Origin of the sequence: Comamonas sp. AG1104 (assembly GCF_003350425.1) — a bacterium.
Lineage (GTDB): Bacteria > Pseudomonadota > Gammaproteobacteria > Burkholderiales > Burkholderiaceae_C > Comamonas > Comamonas testosteroni.
In genome coordinates, this window is record NZ_QQAS01000001.1 from 700476 (window position 1) to 720370 (window position 19895).

Here is a 19895-nt window from a genome sequence, read left to right on the forward strand (position 1 = left end):
CATTTTTTTATATAGTGAAATCACAAAGCACAATTTGAAATTCAAAAAAAATGTGCGAAACTTGCCAGCGATCGACACAGTGAATCGGTTTAATCCGGGGAGCACCCGAAGGTGCTGTGCCATGCGGTGTGGCGCTTGCCGCACCCGGTTGACGCTGCACTCACTGCTTCGTGATAAAGCTACCCCCTCTCGAAGGAGACACTCACAATGACAGCTCAGACTGATCCCAAAGGCGCTGGCTTGCCTGCCGGCCTGGACCAACAAGAATCGCGCGAGTGGATGGACGCCCTCTCTGCGGTGATCGACCGCGAAGGTGCGGACTATGCCCACAAGCTGATTGAGGATCTGCTTGAACACGCTCGCCAGAACAGCGTGGACATGCCTTTCTCGGCCAATACCGGCTATGTGAACACCATCGAGGCTGACCAGGAAGCCAAGTGCCCTGGCAACCTCGAAATCGAAGGCCGTCTGCGCGCCTACATGCGCTGGAACGCCATGGCGATGGTGGTCAAGGCCAACCGCCTGCACCCCGCTGACGGTGGCGACCTGGGTGGTCACATCGGCTCCTTCGCATCGCTGGCCAATATGTTTGCGGCCGGCTTCAACCATTTCTGGCACGCCGAGAATGAAAACCACGGTGGTGACTGCCTGTACATCCAGGGTCACGTCTCGCCCGGCATCTACGCCCGCGCTTACCTGGAAGGTCGTATCTCCGAAGAGCAGCTGCTGAACTTCCGCCAGGAAGTGGACGGCAAGGGCCTGTCGAGCTACCCTCACCCCAAGTTGATGCCCGACTTCTGGCAGTTCCCTACGGTGTCCATGGGCCTGGGCCCACTGATGGCCATCTACCAGGCTCGCTTCCTGAAGTATCTGCACGCCCGCGGCATTGCCAACACCGAAAACCGCAAGGTCTGGGTGTTCTGCGGCGACGGTGAAATGGACGAAGTTGAATCGCTGGGTGCGATCGGTCTGGCCGCTCGTGAAAAGCTGGACAACCTGGTCTTCGTCATCAACTGCAATCTGCAGCGCCTGGACGGCCCGGTGCGCGGCAACGGCAAGATCATCCAGGAACTGGAAGGCGAATTCCGCGGTTCCGGCTGGAACGTGATCAAGCTGATCTGGGGCAAGGGCTGGGACGAGCTGCTGGCCAAGGACAAGGACGGCGTGCTCAAGAAGATCATGATGGAGTGCAACGACGGCGACTATCAGGCCATGAAGGCCAACGATGGTGCCTACGTGCGCAAGCATTTCTTCGGCCGCGATCCCCGCGCTCTGAAGCTGGTCGAGCACATGAGCGACGACGAAATCTGGAATCTGCGCCGCGGTGGCCACGATTCCCAGAAGGTCTACGCTGCTTTCGCCGCTGCCAACACTGCCCAAGGTCAGCCTACCGTGCTGCTGGTCAAGACCGTCAAGGGCTTTGGCATGGGCAAGATTGGTGAAGGCAAGAACAACGTTCACCAGACCAAGAAGCTGAGCGACGAGGACATCAAGGCCTTCCGCGACCGTTTCAACATCCCAATTCCTGACAGCCAGATCGCTGACATCCCCTTCTACAAGCCGGCCGACGATACGCCGGAAATGAAGTACCTGCACGAGCGCCGCAAGGCTCTGGGGGGCTACCTGCCACACCGCCGTCAGGAAGCCGACGAGAAGTTCACTGCTCCTTCGCTGGACACCTTCAAGGCGATTCTGGAGCCCACACCCGAAGGCCGTGAAATCTCCACGACCCAGGCTTATGTGCGTTTCCTGACGCAGCTGCTGCGCGACAAGAACATCGGCCCCCGCGTGGTGCCAATCCTGGTGGACGAAGCCCGTACCTTCGGTATGGAAGGCCTGTTCCGTCAGATCGGTATCTACAACCCCGCTGGTCAGCAATACACGCCGGTCGACAAGGACCAGGTGATGTACTACCGCGAAGACAAGGCCGGTCAGATCCTGCAGGAAGGCATCAACGAAGCCGGCGGCATGTCCAGCTGGATCGCTGCCGCCACCAGCTACAGCCATAGCAACCGGGTCATGATCCCGTTCTATGTGTACTACTCGATGTTCGGCTTCCAGCGCATTGGCGATCTGGCCTGGGCAGCGGGCGACCTGCAAGCGCGCGGCTTCCTGCTGGGCGGCACTTCCGGTCGTACCACGCTGAACGGCGAAGGTCTGCAGCACGAAGACGGTCACAGCCACATCCTGGCCAACACCATCCCCAACTGCGTGTCCTATGACCCCACCTTCGCTCACGAAGTGGCAGTCATCATGCAAGACGGCCTGCGCCGCATGGTGCAGAACCAGGAAAACATCTTCTACTACATCACCCTGCTGAACGAGAACTATCCCATGCCTGGTCTGGAAGCCGGCACGGAAGAGCAGATTCTCAAGGGCATGTACATGGTCAAGCCTGGTCAGAAGGTTCCCGAGAGCGGTCTGCGCGTGCAACTGCTGGGTTCGGGCACCATCCTGCGCGAATCGTTTGCGGCGCAAGAGCTGCTGGAGCAGGACTGGGGCGTTGCTGCCGACGTCTGGAGCTGCCCATCGTTCAACGAACTGACCCGCGAAGGACAGGACGTGGAGCGCTTCAACATGCTGCACCCCCTGGAAGCCGCCAAGGTTCCTTTCGTGACGCAACAGCTGGCTGGTCATGCAGGTCCGGTGGTCGCATCGACCGACTACATGAAGGCCTACGCCGAGCAGATCCGTCCTTTCATGCCCAAGGGCCGTACCTACAAGGTGCTGGGTACCGACGGCTTCGGCCGTTCGGACTTCCGCTCCAAGCTGCGCGAGCACTTCGAAGTCAACCGTCACTACATCGTCGTGGCTGCACTGCGCGGTCTGGCTGATGAAGGCAAGATCAACGCCACGACAGTGGCCGAAGCGATCAAGAAGTACGGTATCAACACCGACAAGATCAACCCGCTGTACGCCTAAGAACGGGAGATATCGAACATGGCATTGACAGACATCAAAGTCCCCGACATCGGCGACTTCTCCGAAGTTGGCGTGATCGAAGTGCTGGTCCAGGTGGGTGACACCATCAAGGTCGAGCAGTCCCTGCTGACCGTGGAGTCCGACAAGGCTTCCATGGAGATCCCTTCCAGCCACGCTGGCGTGGTCAAAGAGATCAAGGTCGCTCTGGGCGACAAGGTCAAGGAAGGCTCCGTGATCGTGGTGCTGGAAACCGCTGACGCGGCCCCCGCACCGGCAGCGGCTGCTCCAGCTCCCGTGGCTGCAGCACCTGCGCCCGTGGCCGCCGCTCCTGTGGCTGCTGCACCGGTTGCTTCTGTTGCATCCGCGCCTGCTGCCTCGTCGACCGTGGACCTGAAGATCCCCGATATCGGTGACTTCAAGGACGTGGCTGTGATTGAAATGCTGGTCAAGGTGGGCGACACCGTGGCCGTTGAGCAATCGCTGTTCACTGTCGAGTCCGACAAGGCTTCGATGGAAATTCCATCGCCCTCAGCCGGCACCATCACCGCGCTGAGCATCAAGCTCGGCGACACCGTCAACATCGGTGACGTGGTCGGTCAGATCACGGTGCAGGGCGCTGCGCCCGCTGCCGCTCCTGTGCAAGCTGCCGCCCCCGTGGCTGCACCCGCTCAGGCCGCTGCACCTGTGGCAGCTGCTCCTGTTGCCTCCGCCCCCGTGGCATCGGCTTCTGTGGCTGCTCCGGCGCACAATCCCACCGTGGCTCCCTCGGGTCAACTGCCCCACGCATCACCTTCGGTGCGCAAGTTCGCTCGTGAACTGGGCGTGCCTCTGGCAGAAGTCAAGGGTTCAGGCAACAAGGGCCGCATCACGGCAGAAGACATCCAGTCCTTCACCAAGTCGGTGATGGCTGGCGCCGTGCAGACCCTGGCTCAGCAGGCTGTGGCTCCCAAGTCTTCCGGCGGCAACGTCGGCGGTCTGGAAGTGCTGGCCTGGCCCAAGGTCGACTTCGCCAAGTTTGGCGCTGTCGAGCGCAAGGAACTGTCGCGCATCAAGAAGATCTCAGGCGCCAACCTGCACCGCAACTGGGTGGTCATCCCTCACGTCACCAACAATGACGAGGCCGACATCACCGAGCTGGAAGCCTTCCGCGTTTCGACCAATGCCGAAAGCGCCAAGGCCAAGAGTGATGTCAAGGTGACGATGCTGGCTTTCGTGATCAAGGCCGTGGTGGCTGCGCTGAAGAAGTTCCCCGAGTTCAATGCCTCTCTGGACGGCGACACTCTGGTCTACAAGCAGTACTTCAACATCGGTTTTGCCGCCGACACGCCGAACGGCCTGGTCGTTCCCGTGCTCAAGGACGCCGACAAGAAGGGCATTCTGCAGATCAGCCAGGAAATGGGCGAGTTGGCCAAGAAGGCCCGTGACGGAAAGCTGGGCGCTGCAGACATGCAAGGCGGCTGCTTCTCGATTTCGTCTCTGGGCGGTATCGGCGGCACCAACTTCACGCCCATCATCAATGCGCCTGAAGTCGCCATCCTGGGTCTGTCCAAGGGCGCCATGAAGCCTGTGTGGGACGGCAAGCAGTTCGTGCCGCGCCTGATGCTGCCTCTGAGCCTGTCGTACGACCACCGTGTCATTGACGGCGCAGCCGCCGCGCGTTTCAACGCCTATCTGGGTGCCGTGCTGGCCGACTACCGTCGCATCCTGCTGTAAGGTAGTCACAGGGCAGGCCGGTTTTGAATGAAATCGGCCTGCAGCGCTTATCTGAATTGCGCGAGAAGCTATCTTTTTTGATGCTCTTGCGCTTCACCTTGCGAGCCCACCTTGCCAGTCTGTGAGTGACATGAGTGAGATGAAGAACCTTCGACAGTACCCCATTGAGCATCTGCGTGGCGTCATCCCCGGCATCCGGCCTTTTCCGGAAGCTGCTGACGTCTTCGCAGAGCCGGTCGAGAAATACGCGCGGCACCTTCTGCCGCTCGTCACCATCGATCTGGCGCTGCTTGACGATAGCTGGAGTGGGCCGATTCATCTTCTGGCACCTTGTGAGCCCTATGACGGGCGCGTGGGGGAGTGGGGAGGTGAGGAGTTTGGAAATGCGCTGCTCAAGCCCGACTGGCTGGCCTTCAGGCTGAACGACGCAGGCAAGTACGAGCTGCTGGGCGATTGGCGCTACTTCATGCTCGAGCAACACCGTGCGGAGTGGGCGGAAAAAAATTCCAGTTGGCGCGAGGTTCGGGACATGCACCGTGAGCTGGTCAAACTGGGCGCACAGCCCCCGTTTGAGCTGCATCACGAAGCCAAATACTCGTGGAACGACGTCATGGAGTTGCATTACGCGCTTCAGCATGCGATCTATGAGCAGGCCAAGCAAGACTTTCTGACCCACGGCTGGAATGCAGCCAAGCCCTGGGACGACGCTGCTGAGGTCGCCAAGCTGCCTTTGTACGAGCCGGGCACAGACTGCTATGACTCGATGAGTGGCCGTTATCTGCTCGGCGTACTGGGCGGGCCCGCGTGGGGCGGTAACTGGAGCAACCTCACCAACGAGCTGCTCAGCGACACCGGCACCGACGATGGCATTCACCCCATCCACCCGGAAACCGGCGCGCCCTTTGAATTCATTTCCAGCACCTATGCCAGTGAATTCACCGGTAGCGACTGCGAAATTCTGCTGTTCTACGAGCCCCAAAGCCGCACCGTGCTGCAGACCTTTGACTGGAGCTGAAGGCTCAGTTTCAAAGACCGAATAAACCGTTTGAGCGGCCTGAGCGATCAGGCGGCACAGAGACAAAAACCAAGATAGGAGCGCATATGAGCCTCATCGATATCAAGGTACCCAATATCGGCGACTTCGCCGAAGTGGGCGTGATCGAACTGCTGGTCAACCCCGGTGATACCGTGGCCGTGGACCAGTCCCTCATCACAGTGGAGAGCGACAAGGCCTCCATGGAGATTCCTTCCAGCCACGCCGGCGTCGTGAAGGAAATCAAGGTCAAGGTCGGCGACAAGGTTGCCGAAGGCTCGCTGGTGCTGACACTGGAAGCCGCAGCAGCCGCTGCAGCTCCTGCACAGGCCGCAGCGCCTGCGCCCGCCGCAGCCGCTCCAGCACCTGTGGCAGCCCCCGTGGCTGCCGCTCCAGCTCCTGTGGCCAGCAACTTTGCCGGCACCGTGGACATGGACTGCGACGTCGTCGTTATCGGCGGTGGACCTGGCGGCTACTCCGCAGCCTTCCGTGCTGCCGACCTGGGTCTGAAGGTCGTGCTGGTCGAGCGCTACGCCACCCTGGGCGGCGTCTGCCTGAACGTGGGTTGCATTCCTTCCAAGGCGCTGCTGCATGTGGCTGCCGTGATGGACGAAGTCAAGCACCTGGAAGTGGCCGGCGTGAAGTTTGCCGCTCCTGAAGTGAACATCGACCAGCTGCGCGGCCACAAGGAAAAGGTCATCGGCAAGCTGACCGGCGGTCTGGGCCAGATGGCCAAGATGCGCAAGGTCACCGTCGTGCGCGGCTACGGCAACTTCGTGTCGGCCAACCACATCGAAGTGGAAGAAACCACTGGTTCTGGCCAAGAGAAGACAGGCAGCAAGAAGATCGTTCAGTTCAAGAACGCCATCATCGCTGCAGGCTCGCAAGCCGTGCATCTGCCCTTCATGCCCAAGGACCCCCGCGTGGTCGATTCCACCGGCGCCCTGGACCTGAAGGAAGTGCCCAAGCGCATGCTGATTCTGGGCGGCGGCATCATCGGCCTGGAAATGGGCACCGTTTACTCCACCCTGGGCGCGCGCCTGGACGTGGTGGAAATGATGGACGGCCTGATGCAGGGCGCCGACCGCGATCTGGTCAAGGTCTGGCAAAAGATGAACGCGCCACGCTTCGACAACATCATGGTCAACACCAAGACCGTGGGTGCCGAAGCCACGCCCGAAGGCATCAAAGTCACGTTTGCTCCTGCCAAGGACGGCGTCACCGTGCCTGAACCCCAGACCTATGACCTGGTTCTGCAAGCCGTGGGCCGCACGCCCAATGGCAAGAAGATCAGCGCCGAAAAAGCTGGCGTGGCCGTGACAGACCGCGGCTTTATCGACGTCGACATCCAGATGCGCACCAACGTGCCCAACATCTTCGCGATCGGCGACATCGTGGGTCAGCCCATGCTGGCGCACAAGGCCGTGCACGAAGCGCACGTGGCCGCTGAAGTCATCGCAGGCGAGTTGCAAGGCAACAAGGAACTGGCTTCCGCTGCATTCAACGCCCGCGTGATTCCTTCGGTCGCCTATACCGACCCCGAAGTGGCGTGGGTGGGTCTGACCGAAGACCAGGCCAAGGCACAAGGCATCAAGGTCAAGAAGGGCCTGTTCCCCTGGGCCGCCTCCGGCCGCGCAATCGCCAACGGCCGCGACGAAGGCTTCACCAAGCTGTTGTTTGACGACTCCCCTGAAGCCCACGGCCATGGCCGCATCCTGGGCGGCGGCATGGTCGGCACGCACGCCGGCGACATGATCGGTGAGATCGCCCTGGCCATCGAAATGGGCGCGGATACCGTGGATATCGGCAAGACCATCCACCCCCATCCCACGCTGGGCGAAAGCATCGGCATGGCTGCGGAAGTGGCGCATGGTTCCTGCACGGACGTGCCACCAGTGCGTAAGTAAGCGCAGCGATCAAGCGTTATCGCTTGATCAAAACAAAGGCAGCCTTCGGGCTGCCTTTTTTACTTTGATGGCTGCTTGCGCTGAATTGGCAAGCGCTGGAGGCATATCTGATTTTTATATTTATCTATGCCTGCTGAGCTTCAATGCGCTGATTGGCAACCATGATGTGCATGGCAAGAGTCTTTCGCTGCTGTACGGGGTAGGAGTTCTGTGCTGGCACCGTTCTACGATCTGTTGGCGACAGCGATTTATCCCCAGCTGACGCCCAAGATCGCCATGAAGATGGGCAGCAAATACAAGTTCCGCGAGCTGGAGGCCTGGCACTGGGAGCCGTTTGCCGAAGAATCAGGCCTGGCCAAGGCTGCGACGCGCAAGCGTTTGCAGCAGTTGGCGAACGATCTACCCGCTGCCGCGGGCAAGCAGCAGGCCGCGCCACAGCATGGCTTTGCTGGCAATGCCGTGGTGGAGCAGATCGTGCAATTGATTGAGCAGCGCTGCACCTTGACGCTGCGGCGTTTGGTCTGAACGCGCGGGTGATTTCACTCTAAAACGGAAAGCGGCGATATCAATTAAATTTCCCGAACGGGAAATATGTATTTAGATCAGCTGCAACAAGTCGAAAAATTCCTGATCGGGAAATTTAAAAACTTCATAGCTGCTTGCGCCTGATAAATAAGCGCTTGAGTCTGATTTGGCCGATATTGGATGCCATTGATTTCAGTGCTCGCCACAAAACTGCCACTTGATGGAGACAACCATGCTCAGTACCAGCCTTGATTTTTCCCGTCCGCTCCAAGCTGCCTGCCACTGCGGTGCAGTGCGTTTTACCGTTCTGCTAAGCGACGGACTGAACACCGCGCGGCGCTGCAATTGCTCGTTTTGCCGCATGCGCGGGGCCGTGGCGGTGTCGGCTGATTTGAGCGGAATCGAGGTGCTGCAAGGGCAGGACGCGCTGACGCTCTACCAGTTCAACACCGGGCAGGCCAGGCACTTCTTCTGCAAGCACTGCGGCATCTATACCTTTCACCAGCGGCGCTCGTCGCCGCATCAGTACGGAGTGAATGTGGCTTGTATTGAAGGCATGAGCCCGTTTGACTTTGCCGAAGTGGTGGTGAGCGAGGGACGCTCGCATCCCAATGACCGCCGCGCAGGCGCTTCTGGAGGCAAGTCTGTGGCGGCAGGCTGGCTGAGTTACAAGGCGAATCCCTTGGCCGAAGTGCAGCTGGAAGAATGATTTTGATAGCTACTAACGATTTGCAGGAAAGCGTTAGCGGTCGTTTTTAATGAAATTTTCTGCGTTCCGCATCGAAACAGCCAGCCAGATAGACTGGCGGGAGGTACAGGCGGGGCGCAGCCCGGCAAGCGCGCCCGGCATGGGTCAGGCGCGCCTGGTCTTGGCGCTGCGCACTGCCACCATCAGCACCAGTGCCGAGAGGACCAGCATGACCAGCACCAGATAGATGCTGTAGTGCTTGTTGCCTGTGTACTGGGTCAGCAGGCCGGCCAGCGTGGGGCTGGCGGCCGAGCCCAAGTTGCCCAGGCTGCTGATGAGCGCTATGCCGCCGGCGGCCACGGCAGGTGACAGATAGTCGCTGACCAGGGCAAAGAACAGCGGGGGAAGGGCCGCAAGGCCGATCAGCGTGAAGGCCAGTGCAATCAGCGAGCCTTCGAGATGGCCGTGCATCTGCAGGGTGACGATCAGGCCAGCAATGGCCATGCCGGTGGCGATGAACAGATGCCAGCGGCGGTCGCGGAACCGGTCGGAGCTGGCACCGAAGGCAATCATGCCGAAGAAGCCTGCGACAAAGGGAATGGCCGAGTAGATGCCGACATGCAGCACGTCCTGCACGCCCAGGCCCTGAATCACGGTAGGCATCCAGAAGACAAACAGATAGGTGGCACCGTGCATCATGAAATACACCAGTGACAGGGCATAGACCTTGGGGTCGCGCAGCAGCTGGCCCAGAGTGGCGCTGCTGTGGGCCGCCTTGTGCCCGTGGCCGCCATGATGAGCAACTTGGCCGCCGTCGTTGGCGATGTTGTGTTGCAGGCGCGCTTTTTCGGCGTCTGTCAGCCATTTTGCGTCGGCTGGCCTGTCCTGGAGATAGAAGTAGAGGATCAGGCCCAGCATGCAGGCGGGAGGGCCCTGGATGAGAAACAGCCATTGCCAGCCATGCAGGCCGTCGATGCCATCCATATATTTGAGGATGGCGCCGCACAGCGGTCCGGCCACGATGGCCATGGCCATGACGGCTGAGAGAAAGATGGAGATCACACGGCCACGGCGGGCCGAGGGGTACCAGTAGGTGAAGTAGAGAATGACGCCGGGAAAGAAGCCGGCTTCGAAGGCGCCCAGCAGAAAACGCGCCACATAGAACTGCATGGGAGTGGAGACCCAGGCCATGGCCGTGGCGATGACGCCCCAGACCAGCATGATGCGCATCAGCGTCTTGCGCGTGCCTATCTTCTCCAGCAGCAGATTGCTGGGCACTTCGAACAGAAAGTAGCCGATGAAGAACAGACCCGCGCCAAAGCCGTAGGCGGCGTCGCCGAAATCCAGCGTCTGCTTCATCTGGATCTGGGCGTAGCCGATGTTGATGCGGTCCAGGTAGGCGACCATATAGCAGATCAGCAGCAGGGGCAGCAGCCGCCAGCTGACCTTGGCATACAGCGCGTTGTCTGCATCGATGTCATGGCTGGTGTCCTGCCTGGGCGTTGCACCCGAAATGGTCGTCGCGCTTGGGGTCATGCTTGTCTCTTGGAAGTTGGTATGGGGCGATGGGCGGATCCCTGCTGCACGAGTTGCAAGCATCACGACGTAGACGCTGCAAGCCGCAGTGCTAGGGCTAGGCAGGGCTTTTAGTTGTTGTCTTGATGCAGGGGGGAACTGCGCAGGCCCAGAGCGTCAAGTCTGTGAGGCATAGGCTGCCAAGTCTTTGTGCCAGGACCTCTCCAGGCCAGTGCGGTGACTGTGACCAGTGATTGGGTTGCTTGCCTTCGAGTTCCCGGTTCATTTCCTGCTATTGCCCTTCATGGCCTGGACCTGGCTGCGCACGAGGTATGCATCAGCCTGTCCTGACCTCTGCAGGGGCAGAAATCAAGGAGTTCGAGGGGCAATGTAGGGCCGGTGCCCTGAATGGACTTAACGCATGCCGCAATTTAATTGCCAGATCATGACATCCGAGGGTAAGCCTTAGGGTCGGCCTTGCCGCAGCGAGGCGGTGGAAGAAGCGGCAGTTTTGCGCGGCGATGGCGTGTGCCATCGAGAGCCATGTTGCCCTGAGCTTGTACTTGCGCGGAGACAGGCAGCCGTTTCATTTGCGGATGGCTGATGTGGCTGAGTCTGTTTTTTGATAACGGCCAGCGCTTTGAATATCAGGGCAGGGACCGGTTGGGCTTCTGTTTGTACCAGCGGGCTGCCAGAACTGTTGAGCCGCCACATGGTGCTTGAAGGAACGCCCGGCATGGCTCCGGGCGTTGGGTGCATCGCGGTGGGCAGCGATGGGGAGGGCTGCGTCAGGCCTTTTTCAGAAACTCGGATTTGAGAATGAATGGACCCTGATCCGTCTTGCAGTCCACGTCATGGTCGCCGTTGTCATAGACCAGGCGAATGCCTTTGATCTTGGTGCCTTTTTTGATGACGGTAGAGGAACCCTTGACCTTCAGGTCCTTGACCAGCAGCACGCTGTCGCCGTCGGCCAGTGGCGTGCCGTTGGCATCCTTGATGATGCGGGGGCCGTTGTCTTCATCGGCAATGGTTTCTGCATGGGCCGACCATTCATGGGCGCAATCGGGGCAGATCAGCAGATCGCCATCGGGATAGGTGTTGTCCAGACCGCATTGGGGGCAAGAGGGGAGGGTGGCTGTGCTCAAGGATTCGCTTCCGTTCAAAGAGTAAGAACCAAGCCTAGCTGCTAAACAGTAGTGTCCCGGATTGGTGCGGATTGCAAGACGGCCATGCCCGAGGCTAGGGCGCAGCCGCATGGCATGAATTTTATGTTTTTGATAGCTGCTGGCGCTTTCTGGGTAAGCGCCAGAGCTTGTTTTGTCTTGAGTTTTTTTTGTGGGAAATCAACGCACCAGATGCTCGGCCAGAAAGTCGATGAACACCCGTGTCTTGCGCGGCAGGTGGCGGCTGCCGTGGAAGACCAGATGAATCGGCTGGTTGGGCAGGGCGTACTCGGGCAGCACGCGCTGCAGCTGGCCGCTGCGCACATCGCCCTGCACCAGCCAGTCGGGCAGCACGGCTACACCCAGGCCCGCCAGCGCCAGCGCACGAATCGCGCTCGATGAATTGGACTGGTGGGCGGCGCGGCCCTGCACCTCGGTTTGCTGGCCCTGGGCGCTTTCCAGCACCCAGTGCGTGGGGCTGTCCAGATTGCTGTTGGCAATCCAGGGCAGATCGGCCAGGTCTTGCGGCTGCTGCACGGCTTGCAGACCAGTCAACCGGGGCGATGCGACCAGCCAGATTTCATAATCTGCCAGCTTGCGGCTTTTGAGGCTGGAATCGGCCAGGCTGCCCAGGCGCACAACCAGGTCGAGCTTTTCGGCCACCAGATCACTGAGCGAGGAATTGGCATCGTGGCTGATGGCAATGCCTGGGTAGCGCTGCACAAACTGCGGGATCAGCGGCAGCACATAGCGCTCGCCGAACTCGGCCGTGGTGCTGATGCGTAACTGTCCGCGCAGGCGGCGGCTGCCGTGCTGGGCATTGTCAAAGGCAGTTTCGATATGGCCGAAGATCTGCTTGAACTCGTCATAGAACTGCTGGCCGCTTTCCGTCAACGCCACCGACCGCGTGCTGCGCACCAGCAAGGTAATGGACAGGGCTTCTTCCAGCGCCTTTACATGCAGGCTGGCCATGGCTTTGCTGATGTTCAGGTAGTCGGCGGCCTTGGTGTAGCTGCTCAGTTCCACCACGGCCAGAAAAGTCTGCACGCGGTGAAGCTGGGTGTGGATGGCAGTGCTTGTGGTGGCGGCCATTGTTCAGTTTGGTCAAACAAAGTATCAAGCATAGCGGTATCGACGCGGGCAACTGCGCTGCCTATCATGCGCAGCTCAAAGGACAGACATGAGCTACCGTTACCGCATTGCCCTGGTGTTTTTGACCGGATTTTTTATCGACTGCATCAATATCTTCATGCCTACAGTCGCCTTGCCACGCCTGGCTGCCGAGTTCGAGACAGCCAGCCTGGACACCGCCTGGGTGGGCAATGCCTACATCCTGGGCCTGACCTTGGTGATTCCCATCAGCACTTGGCTGGCCGGCCGCTGGGGCGCGCGGCGTTTGCTGGCAGCTTCCATGCTGGTGTTTGCACTGGCTGTGGCCGCTTGCGGCATGGCGGGCAGCTTTACGGCCGTGGTGGTTTGGCGCTTCGTGCAGGGGATGGCCGGCGGGCTGTTGATTCCCGTCGGGCAGGCCATGGCCTTTGCCTTGTTTCAGGGGGCGGAGCGTGCACGCATCTCCACCCTGGTCATGGCCGTGGCCCTGATTGCACCGGCTTTGTCACCGGGACTGGGTGGGCTGATTGTGGACAGCAGTTCCTGGCGCTGGGTGTTTTTTGCCAATATTCCGTTGGCTCTGGCAGCCGCGCTGCTGGCTTGGTGCTGGGTGCGCGATTCGGCAGAGTCATTCGAGCCGTCGGTTGCAGCCAAGCCGGATATGACCGGACTGCTGCTGATCAGCACGGCACTGACTGCTGTGCTCATGGGCATGTCGCTGTACGGTGCAGGCCGTGGTCGGGTTGGGGCGCTGCTGTGTCTTGCGCTGGGTCTGGCCGCCAGCGCGCTCTATCTGCGCCACTGGCGCAACGCGGCAGACCCAGTGGTCGAGCTGCGCCTGCTGCGCAGCCAACGCCTGCGGGTGTCCATGGCCGTGTACTACGCCGTGCCCGGCGTGTTTACCGGCGTCAATCTACTGAGCCTGTTTTTTCTGCAGGACCTGCTGGCACTGAGCGCCCAGCGCTCGGGCATGTTCATGCTGGTCTATGCCGGCGGCGCGCTGCTGGCCATGCTGATGTGCGGCCGAATCTACAACCGCGTGGGGGCGAGGCCGCTGTTTGTGGTCAGTCTGCTGCTGCACAGCCAGGGTATTGCCTGCCTGATGGCGGTGAACAGCGCGGGCGATCTGCTAACCCTGGTGCTCGCCTATGCCCTGATGGGCCTGGGCGGCGGTCTGGCTGCCAATGCCGCACAAACCACGGCGCTGATGGATTTTCACGGCTCGGAACTGCCCCAGGCCAGCGTGGTCTGGAACATCAACCGCCAGATGGCATTCAGCGTGGGCGCGGCCCTGTTTTTGATGATCTTCAACCTGCTGCAGCCGCATACCGGTGCGCTGTCGGCCTATCACGCAAGCTTTGCCGTTGCCGCCCTGGTTGGGCTGCTGCCGCTGACCTGTTTACACACATTGAGCAAGAGCCAGGAATGAACGACCAGAACCTCAAAGCCGCCGCACAAAGCATTAACGATGTGCATGCGCTGATCCAGACCGTTTTTACTCAAAATGGCGATGCCGCCCAGGCCGCTACCAAGGCGCTGATGCAGGTGTTTGCCGAAGGCTTCAGCATGGTCACCACAGGCGGCCGGATCGTGACGCGTGCCCAGGTACAGCAGATGTTTGAGAGCGCTGCTGGCGGCAGGCCCGGTTTGCAGATGGCGGTGGATGAGCTGACAACCATCTGGCAGGCGGGCTCACATATCGCGCTGCGCTACCGCGAAGCACATATGCTGGCCGGCCATAGCCATGCGCGCTATTCCACGGCCATTCTGGAAGTCGCAGCTGGCGGCGTGCTGTGGCATGCGCTGCACGAGACAGCTATTGCTTGATCTTGAATCTCAGCCCATCGCAAAGATGGGCGCAGCTGTGCGAAACGGCAGCCTGCGTCCCGCAGGCAGCAGATAGGCATGCTCGCGTGGCACGCGCAGTGGGTCACACTGGCCATCGGTGATGATGAGGATGGGGCCGTCGTTGGGAAAGTCGTCGGCCTCAAGCAGCAGATCCACGCCCGGTTGCAGCACGGTGCCGCCACGACCTTTGAGGGCAATGCGCTGAGCAATGTCGGTGACTGGAAGATAACCCAGGTCGTAGGCGGCAGCGTCGCAGCAGATCAGGCGCGCAGCGGGCACATCCTTGGCCTCGGCATAGCTGGCGATGGCACCCAGTGCTTTGGCCAGCACATGGCGCTCCATGGAGCCCGAGGTGTCCAGCACCACGCCGAAGGTGCGACCTTCCAGCCAGCGGCTGTCGGCCTGAATGCGGGGCCTGGGTATATCAGGCGTGGCGCTCTGACGGCGGCTGATGCGGGCATAGCTGTGCCGCGTCTCTATGGGCGGAAAGTGGTGATCGAACCAGCGTGCCAGTTCCACCTGCCAGTCAATCGGCGGCTGCAGCAGAGCGCGGATTTCCTCGATCAATCCCGCGGGCAGCAGCCCGCGTGCGCTTTGCTCGTGGCGCAGCAGGCCTTTGCCCAGTTGGGTGCGGCAGAACTCGTCGATATCGGTGTAGTCGCCCGCGTTGCGCTGACCTCGCACATTGCGCTCCAGCATGTCGCCTTGGCCACCGGCCAGGGTGCGCAGCTTGCGCATGCGGCGCAGATCGCTCGCGATGCGGTCGTAGACCTCTTCAGCTGCCAGCCCGCGCAGCTCCGGGTCGTAGAGCAGGCCAATGCCCGGCGGTTGACCCACGTCCATCTGGATCAGCCAGTCGTTGATGACAAAGTCGCAGGCCACATTCCACAGAAACGGCTCGCGCCCGCGCCGGCGCGGCAGATGGCGCAGGGCGACGTGCAGAACTTCGTGGGCGATGACGAAACGCAGCTCAAGCTCGGACAGGCGCGGTCCGGGGTTGATGTAGATGGTGCGCAGCACTTCGTCGACGGCAGCGACGGAGATGTCCTCGCGCTCGCAGATGCTGGCGTCCTCAATCATGTCAAACGCCGCGACCATGCTGCCCAGCAGCGGAAAGCTGTCCATGAACCAGTGGCGTGCGCGGTCCAGCGCGCTGCTGGCAGGGCGGCTCTGGCCAAACTCGCGGCGCACGCCTGCCGCTATTTCCACGGACTGGGTCACGGAGCGGGCCAGGCCCGCGGCAAACATTTCGGGCCAGTTGCCGTATCTGCGCCAATACGGCTGCGGCTTGCTGGTGGATGAGGCTGGCTCTGGCCATTGCTCCGGCAGGGCCAGGCTGGGGTGAGTGCCGCCATGGCAAGGACCGGCCAGGCTCAGCGACTGTGCCCAGGCGGGTATGCCTTGTTCGCAGAACTGCACATACCACTGGGCCTCGTCGCGCTGGGGCAGTCCGTCGGGCAGTTCCATGCCTTCGGGCGGACGGCCGAGCTTGATGGTCTGGATGAAGCGGGCCGTGACCACATCGCAGGCCGCGCTCCATTGGGCCCAATGACTGCGGTCGCGCTGAAACAGCTCCAGCGCGTAGCTGAGCGAGGCCCGCCCCAGGCAATACGCCCATTCCTCGGGACTGGCCATGCGCTTGGGGTGGATGTCGATCTGGCCGGTAAAGCGCTGGTGGTTGAGGCTGGCCTGCGCCCAGCCATGGGTCGGGCAGCCTGACTGGGCGCCGCGCACAAAGCCCAGGCTGCGGCTGAGTTCGCTAAAGATGGGGTGTGCCTGCAGCATGGCCAGGCCCTGCGTATAGGCCAGGGTGGCCGGCGTTTCGCGCGTTGGGGCTTTGGCCATCAGGCTCTGGCCGCTTCGCGCGCTTCCACCAGGCGTGGCAGGTCACGCACGATTTCCACCATATACCAGGCGGGCAGGGTCTGGCCGTCGCTTTCGGCGGTGACGATCTGGGCCATTTCCAGGCTGATCTGGGCCAGCTCCTTGAGCATGGCCTTGGAGCGGTGCACGGTTTGCTGCAACTCGCCGCCGCTTTGCTGCTTGTCGGCGGGCAGGATCTTGAGCAGACGCGCGCGGAAGGCCTGGGCCAGGAAATACAGCACATCTCTGTCCTGCGGCGCATGAGGCCAGTTGGCGTCGCCCTTGAAAATGGCGTCCAGACGGTGGCGGTCTTCGGCCAGCTTGTAGAAGGCTTTGAACTGCGCAGCATGCTGGGGCGTGAGGCAGCCGCTGCCAAGGGCTTCGAGCGTATGCAGGTTCAGCGCATCGCCATAGGACTGCAAGGCGTCGCTCAGCATATGCCAGGAGCGCGGCGTGGAAAACGCCTCTTCATGCTTGGGCGGCTGGCTCCACAGATGGTCGGGACGCTGAGCCAGGTATTCGAGTACCAGCGTATGCAGCTGGGCCTGCTGCGCCCATTGCAGCCACTCGCTGGCGCTGACCTTGAGCTGCACATGAATCATGCGGTTGACCAGGGCCGAGGACATGGTGCGCACAATCGCGGAATCCTGAGCCCGGTTGCCAGCCGCGATCACGATGGAGCCCTCGGGCATCACATACTCGCCCACGCGGCGCTCCAGGATCAGGCTGTAGAAAGCTTTTTGCACATCCTGGCTGCAGGCATTGAGCTCGTCCAGGAACAGGCAATAAGGTTGCTCGCGCGCAATCATTGCGGGCGGGCAAAAGCGAGTCACGCCGTCAATGATCTGCGGCACGCCCAGCAGATCCTCTGGTGCGAGCTGGCTGCCTAGCAGGGACACGCAATCAAGCCCCACGCTTTGCGCAAAGTTCTGTACCAGTGCCGATTTGCCAATACCGGGTGGACCCCAGATGAACACGGGGCGCACGGTGGCGACGTTGAGAAGGAATTCGCTCAGTTGCGAAGGAGTGAGAGCCAGACTGGTTTGCATGCTGCCTGCAGTCTAAGGCAAGTGCAGCGGTGTTCTGAGTGTGCGCAGGCGGCCATGACTCAGAGTCTTGGCCTTATGGACGGCAAGTCGCTCATGGCTCCTGAAACGCCTGCATGCCTTGCATGCAGTAGAGCAGAAAGCGATTGGCGGCCGGGGATAGATGGCGGCCGGTGCGGGTGATGAGCTGCATCTCCGCGTCCTGAAATGCAGGGTTGTGAATGGGAATGGCGCGCAGGCGCCCGCTTGCCAGCTCGGCCGTGACGGAGCAGGGCGGCAGCAAGGTCACGCCCTGGCCGCTGGTGACAAAGGCCAGCAGCACGCTGATGAGATTGCTGGTCAGAGCAGGGCTGAGGTGGATCTTGTCCTTGTGTTCTGCATACTCCACGAGCTGGCGAATGCCATACACGCCTTGAAGCATGGCAACAGGCCATTGGCTGAGCTCCTGCAGCGAGGTTTGCTCAGCGCTGGCCAGCGGGTGCTGTGCATGCACGATGGCATGCATGGGCTGGCGCGCCGCACCGCGCGCGGTGATATGGCTGTCGGCTGGCGGGTAGTAGACCAGGCCGATCTCTGCAGCATCCTCGCGAATGCGGCGCATGATCTCGGTCGTGCCGTAGATTTCCAGCGAGATGCTGACGCCCGGATATTGCTGGCGAAAATTGCGAATGGGTCCGTCGATCAGCTCCTGCGCAAAGCCCTCGCCGCTGACCACGCTGACACTGCCGCTGTGCAGCCCGCGCAGCGCATCGACCTTGGCCAGCATGTCGTGGCGGTGGGCCGTGTGTTCGCGGTGATAGTCCAGCAGCAGCTGGCCGGCTTCGGTGGGCACCACGCCGCTGCGGTGGCGCTCCAGCAGGGCAACGCCCAGTTCCTCTTCGAGCAGGCTGATCTGGCGGCTGACGGCCGAGGGCACGATGCCCAGTTTTTCGGCTGCGGCACGGACAGAGCCGCAGTAGACGGCTTCAAACAGATAGCGGGCGCGGGAGTCTTGAAAGGCGGGCATGCTGTGATTGTCGTCGCCAAATTGCATCTGTATTCATACGTATGTTCACTTTTTTAGAACAGAAAAAGAATGCGTATGCAATAAATGCATTGTTATATTCAGCGCCCGCATGGGTGAGCGCCAGCTTGGGCTGGCCGTGCCCATTTTCAGGGTTCAAAGCTATTTCAGCGCGTCGGCAGCGGCCGTCGTGCGCAAGGAAAGTTGATGCGTACAGAGGTGCAGCCGGCCAAGGCCGCGTTGAATGTGGGCAGCGTGGTGCAGGTATTTGCGCTGGCGCTGGTGATTGCGGCATTGTCCGAGTGGCTGGGGCCGCTGCCCATTGCGCTGGGCGTGGGCAAGGTGGTGCTGCTGCCCATGATCTGGGCGCTGCTCATTGGCCTGGTGCTGGGTCTGCTGCGCAAGCGCATGCCCGGCCCGCTGCAACTGAGCCTGTACAGCCAGAATCTGGCCGCTGCCGTGTTGTCTTGCGCGCTGTTTCTGTTCATTGCCAAGCTGGGTCTGCTGGTCGGTGGCTCGCTGCCGAAGCTGGCGGAGGTCGGCTGGGGGCTGGTGCTGCAGGAGTTGGGCAATCTGGTCGGTTGCGTGGCCCTGGGCATGCCGGTGGCGCTGCTGCTGGGCATCAAGCGCGAAGCGATTGGCGCGACGTTCTCCATCGGTCGTGAACCGGGTCTGGCCATCATCGGCGAGCGCTTCGGCATGGATTCGCCCGAAGGTCGCGGCGTGCTGGCCGAGTACATTACCGGTACGCTGATCGGTGCCATCTTCATCTCGCTGCTGGCAGGCTTTGTCTCCAGCCTCAATATCTTCCACCCGCTGGCCCTGGGCATGGGCGCCGGTGTGGGCTCGGGCAGCATGACGGCAGCCGCCGTGGGCGCGATTGCCGCCCAGCATCCCGAGATGAGCGACCAGATTGCCACCTTTGCTGCTGCCGCCAATCTGATTGCGACGACGGTGGGCACTTATCTGACGCTGTTCATCTCGCTGCCCCTGGCCTTGCGTGCCTATCAATGGCTGGAGCCGATTCTGGGCCGCAAGCGCAAGCAGGCCGTCGTGGAGCAGGCCGTAGACCTTTCTGCCGCCAAGGATGAGGAACAGGCGCAGGTTCCGGCGCTGGGTCTGGGCATGCGCTTCGCTTCCTGGGTTTTGGTCGGCGCCATGGTGCTGATCGGCAACCGCATCGGCCATGGCGTTCCCGTGATGGATGCGCTGCCCGGCGTGCTGCTCATCATTGCCGCCGTGTTTGTCGGCGACCTGATTTATGTCGGCACGCGCCGCATGCTGCCCGCCGTGTGCTGGATTTCGTTCATCGCCATGGCCATGACCTTCCCGCTCACGCCTTATTCCGCCGAAGTGGCAGCTTTGACCGGCAAGGTCAACTTCCTGGCCATGATCACGCCCATGCTGACGTTTGCGGGCCTGTCACTGGCCAAGGACATCCCGGCCTTCCGCCGTCTGGGCTGGCGCATCGTTGTGGTTTCGCTGCTGGCCAATGCCGGTGTGTTCCTGGCCGCGACGCTGATCGCCCAGACCTTTGTCCACACGCTGTAAAAACGGAG

The 19895-nt window shown here is 61.3% G+C and carries 15 protein-coding genes; 9 read left to right on the forward strand and 6 right to left on the reverse strand.

Annotated features, from left to right (window positions below; all coding sequences use genetic code 11):
* The first annotated feature begins 207 nt into the window (after positions 1–207).
* From aceE to DFO48_RS03080, 6 genes are all read left to right on the forward strand, one after another.
* Positions 208–2922 (forward strand): pyruvate dehydrogenase (acetyl-transferring), homodimeric type, encoded by a 2715-nt coding sequence (gene aceE / locus DFO48_RS03055; RefSeq protein ID WP_003079261.1) that lies wholly within the window; start codon positions 208–210, stop codon positions 2920–2922.
* Between the two features lie 18 nt (positions 2923–2940).
* On the forward strand, positions 2941–4635 hold the full coding sequence (gene aceF / locus DFO48_RS03060; protein WP_114862482.1) for a dihydrolipoyllysine-residue acetyltransferase: 1695 nt from the start codon (positions 2941–2943) through the stop codon (positions 4633–4635).
* 139 nt (positions 4636–4774) lie between these two features.
* Entirely contained in the window at positions 4775–5650 is an 876-nt protein-coding gene (locus DFO48_RS03065) for a hypothetical protein (RefSeq protein ID WP_114862483.1), read from the forward strand.
* 86 nt (positions 5651–5736) lie between these two features.
* Positions 5737–7575: a dihydrolipoyl dehydrogenase gene (gene lpdA / locus DFO48_RS03070; protein ID WP_114862484.1), complete on the forward strand. Its 1839-nt coding sequence runs from the start codon at positions 5737–5739 to the stop codon at positions 7573–7575.
* Between the two features lie 210 nt (positions 7576–7785).
* Entirely contained in the window at positions 7786–8100 is a 315-nt protein-coding gene (locus DFO48_RS03075; protein ID WP_233506287.1) for a hypothetical protein, read from the forward strand.
* 232 nt (positions 8101–8332) lie between these two features.
* A complete protein-coding gene (locus tag DFO48_RS03080; RefSeq protein WP_080569917.1) occupies positions 8333–8809 on the forward strand; it encodes a GFA family protein in 477 nt (158 codons plus the stop codon).
* A 144-nt stretch (positions 8810–8953) separates the two neighbouring features.
* Here the strand turns inward: DFO48_RS03080 and DFO48_RS03085 are convergent, their stop codons facing one another.
* The 3 genes from DFO48_RS03085 to DFO48_RS03095 all read right to left on the reverse strand — a co-directional run bounded on the left by DFO48_RS03085 (position 8954) and on the right by DFO48_RS03095 (position 12558).
* Positions 8954–10324 (reverse strand): MFS transporter, encoded by a 1371-nt coding sequence (locus DFO48_RS03085; protein ID WP_114862485.1) that lies wholly within the window; start codon positions 10322–10324, stop codon positions 8954–8956.
* A 767-nt stretch (positions 10325–11091) separates the two neighbouring features.
* On the reverse strand, positions 11092–11448 hold the full coding sequence (locus DFO48_RS03090) for a zinc ribbon domain-containing protein YjdM (protein WP_046462443.1): 357 nt from the start codon (positions 11446–11448) through the stop codon (positions 11092–11094).
* Between the two features lie 198 nt (positions 11449–11646).
* A complete protein-coding gene (locus tag DFO48_RS03095) occupies positions 11647–12558 on the reverse strand; it encodes a LysR family transcriptional regulator (RefSeq protein WP_114862486.1) in 912 nt (303 codons plus the stop codon).
* A gap of 88 nt (positions 12559–12646) precedes the next feature.
* On the opposite strand from DFO48_RS03095, the gene DFO48_RS03100 reads away from it, so the two are divergent.
* Positions 12647–14005 (forward strand): MFS transporter, encoded by a 1359-nt coding sequence (locus DFO48_RS03100; protein ID WP_114862487.1) that lies wholly within the window; start codon positions 12647–12649, stop codon positions 14003–14005.
* Positions 14002–14403, forward strand: coding sequence for a DUF4440 domain-containing protein (locus DFO48_RS03105; protein ID WP_114862488.1), 402 nt, complete (start codon positions 14002–14004; stop codon positions 14401–14403). Before DFO48_RS03100 ends, DFO48_RS03105 begins: the two co-directional genes overlap by 4 nt.
* 9 nt (positions 14404–14412) lie before the next feature.
* On the opposite strand, the gene DFO48_RS03110 is transcribed toward DFO48_RS03105, so the two are convergent.
* The 3 genes from DFO48_RS03110 to DFO48_RS03120 form a co-directional block, all read right to left on the reverse strand.
* The gene (locus DFO48_RS03110) at positions 14413–16269 is read right to left on the reverse strand and encodes a hypothetical protein (RefSeq protein ID WP_114862489.1); all 1857 of its coding nucleotides are present in this window, start codon (positions 16267–16269) and stop codon (positions 14413–14415) included.
* Positions 16269–17336, reverse strand: coding sequence for an AAA family ATPase (locus DFO48_RS03115; protein ID WP_114862490.1), 1068 nt, complete (start codon positions 17334–17336; stop codon positions 16269–16271). The genes DFO48_RS03110 and DFO48_RS03115 overlap by 1 nt, the downstream gene beginning before the upstream one ends.
* Positions 17337–17427: 91 nt before the next feature.
* On the reverse strand, positions 17428–18366 hold the full coding sequence (locus tag DFO48_RS03120; protein ID WP_114862491.1) for a LysR family transcriptional regulator: 939 nt from the start codon (positions 18364–18366) through the stop codon (positions 17428–17430).
* A gap of 177 nt (positions 18367–18543) precedes the next feature.
* Between DFO48_RS03120 and DFO48_RS03125 the strand changes: the two genes are divergently transcribed.
* Positions 18544–19887 (forward strand): DUF3100 domain-containing protein, encoded by a 1344-nt coding sequence (locus DFO48_RS03125; protein WP_114862492.1) that lies wholly within the window; start codon positions 18544–18546, stop codon positions 19885–19887.
* Positions 19888–19895 lie beyond the last annotated feature (8 nt).

What these genes read in the sequence shown, in the direction of transcription:
- aceE (WP_003079261.1), top strand. Translation starts at nt 208, where the DNA reads ATGACAGCTCAGACTGATCCCAAAGGCGCTGGCTTGCCTGCCGGCCTG.
- aceF (WP_114862482.1), top strand. Translation starts at nt 2,941, where the DNA reads ATGGCATTGACAGACATCAAAGTCCCCGACATCGGCGACTTCTCCGAA.
- DFO48_RS03065 (WP_114862483.1), top strand. Translation starts at nt 4,775, where the DNA reads ATGAAGAACCTTCGACAGTACCCCATTGAGCATCTGCGTGGCGTCATC.
- lpdA (WP_114862484.1), top strand. Translation starts at nt 5,737, where the DNA reads ATGAGCCTCATCGATATCAAGGTACCCAATATCGGCGACTTCGCCGAA.
- DFO48_RS03080 (WP_080569917.1), top strand. Translation starts at nt 8,333, where the DNA reads ATGCTCAGTACCAGCCTTGATTTTTCCCGTCCGCTCCAAGCTGCCTGC.
- DFO48_RS03085 (WP_114862485.1), bottom strand. Translation starts at nt 10,324, where the DNA reads ATGACCCCAAGCGCGACGACCATTTCGGGTGCAACGCCCAGGCAGGAC.
- DFO48_RS03095 (WP_114862486.1), bottom strand. Translation starts at nt 12,558, where the DNA reads ATGGCCGCCACCACAAGCACTGCCATCCACACCCAGCTTCACCGCGTG.
- DFO48_RS03100 (WP_114862487.1), top strand. Translation starts at nt 12,647, where the DNA reads ATGAGCTACCGTTACCGCATTGCCCTGGTGTTTTTGACCGGATTTTTT.
- DFO48_RS03105 (WP_114862488.1), top strand. Translation starts at nt 14,002, where the DNA reads ATGAACGACCAGAACCTCAAAGCCGCCGCACAAAGCATTAACGATGTG.
- DFO48_RS03110 (WP_114862489.1), bottom strand. Translation starts at nt 16,269, where the DNA reads ATGGCCAAAGCCCCAACGCGCGAAACGCCGGCCACCCTGGCCTATACG.
- DFO48_RS03115 (WP_114862490.1), bottom strand. Translation starts at nt 17,336, where the DNA reads ATGCAAACCAGTCTGGCTCTCACTCCTTCGCAACTGAGCGAATTCCTT.
- DFO48_RS03120 (WP_114862491.1), bottom strand. Translation starts at nt 18,366, where the DNA reads ATGCAATTTGGCGACGACAATCACAGCATGCCCGCCTTTCAAGACTCC.
- DFO48_RS03125 (WP_114862492.1), top strand. Translation starts at nt 18,544, where the DNA reads ATGCGTACAGAGGTGCAGCCGGCCAAGGCCGCGTTGAATGTGGGCAGC.